Consider the following 1625-nt stretch of genomic DNA (forward strand, 5'->3'; position numbering starts at 1 on the left):
CCTTTCTCCCCGTCTCTATACGGGGAGAAATGTCCGGCAGGACAATGAGGGGCGGCGCCGACATCTCCGATTGACCGCTTCCCAGTCGACTGTGACTTGTAATTGCCGCTGTTAAAACGCAGCTTGCTCTTTCACCCGACCGACGATAAAAGACGGGTCTTCCTTCCCGTCATGCGCCGCCCCTCATTGTTTTCGGCCGCGCCCGGCATTTGTCGCATCCCGCCGATATTTTCCCAAAGCCTACCCAGACTCCATCTATTCAAGGTCCGTCTATGCAAGAAATGAAACTCGCCGAGTTCAAGAACAAGAAACCGCCAGAGCTGATCGCTTATGCCGAATCGCTCGAGGTCGAAAACGCCAGCGTCATGCGCAAGCAGGAACTGATGTTTGCGATCCTGAAGAAGCTGGCCGCCCAGGAGATCGAGATCATCGGTGATGGTGTGGTCGAGGTGCTGCAGGACGGTTTCGGCTTCCTGCGCTCCGCCAACGCCAACTATCTGCCAGGTCCCGACGACATCTATATTTCGCCGTCGCAGATCCGGCGCTTTTCGCTGAAGACCGGCGATACGGTCGAAGGGCCGATCCGCAGCCCGAAAGAGGGCGAGCGCTATTTCGCGCTGCTCAAGGTCAACACCATCAATTTCGACGATCCCGAGAAGATCCGTCACAAGATCCACTTCGACAATCTGACGCCGCTCTATCCGACCAAGCGGCTGAAGATGGAAATCGAGAATGTGACCACCAAGGACATCTCGGCCCGCGTGATCGACCTGGTCGCGCCGATCGGCAAGGGACAGCGCGCCTTGATCAACGCGCAGCCGCGTACCGGCAAGACGGTTCTGATGCAGAACATCGCCCACTCGATCACCGCCAACCATCCGGAATGCTATCTGATCGTGCTTCTGATCGACGAGCGGCCGGAAGAAGTGACCGACATGCAGCGCTCGGTGAAGGGCGAGGTGATCTCCTCGACCTTCGACGAGCCGGCAGTGCGCCACGTGCAGGTCGCCGAAATGGTCATCGAGAAGGCCAAGCGCCTGGTCGAACATGGCCGCGACGTCGTCATCCTGCTCGATTCGATCACCCGTCTCGGCCGCGCCTACAACACCGTCGTGCCGTCATCCGGCAAGGTGCTGACCGGCGGTGTCGACGCCAACGCCCTGCAGCGGCCGAAGCGCTTCTTCGGCGCCGCCCGCAACATCGAGGAAGGCGGCTCGCTGACCATCATCGCCACCGCGCTGATCGATACCGGCAGCCGCATGGACGAAGTCATCTTCGAAGAGTTCAAGGGCACCGGCAACTGCGAAATCCAGCTCGACCGCAAGGTGGCCGACAAGCGCATCTATCCGGCCATGGACATCCTGAAGTCTGGCACCCGCAAGGAAGACCTGCTGGTTTCCAAGCAGGATCTGCAGAAGATCTTCGTGCTGCGCCGCATCCTGGCGCCGATGGGAACCACCGACGCAATCGAGTTCCTGATCGACAAGCTCAAGCAGACCAAGACCAATGCGGATTTCTTCGATTCGATGAACACGTAAGAGGACTGGCGAGGGCCAACGGGCAACTGCTTGCGCTGCCCCTCATCCGCCTGCCGGCACCTTCTCCCCGTATAGTGACGGGGAGAA

At 59.6% G+C, this 1625-nt stretch carries 1 protein-coding gene; it reads left to right on the forward strand.

All coding sequences use genetic code 11. The features are described from left to right. Positions 1–272: 272 nt before the first annotated feature. On the forward strand, positions 273–1538 hold the full coding sequence (rho, locus tag EOC06_RS36925) for a transcription termination factor Rho (protein WP_013528732.1): 1266 nt from the start codon (positions 273–275) through the stop codon (positions 1536–1538). Positions 1539–1625: the final 87 nt, after the last annotated feature.

The organism is Mesorhizobium sp. M7A.F.Ca.MR.362.00.0.0, assembly GCF_004023175.1.
Classification (GTDB): Bacteria; Pseudomonadota; Alphaproteobacteria; order Rhizobiales; family Rhizobiaceae; genus Mesorhizobium.

Excerpts from the sequence above, each read along its gene's own strand:
- rho (WP_013528732.1), top strand. The coding sequence starts at position 273 with ATGCAAGAAATGAAACTCGCCGAGTTCAAGAACAAGAAACCGCCAGAG.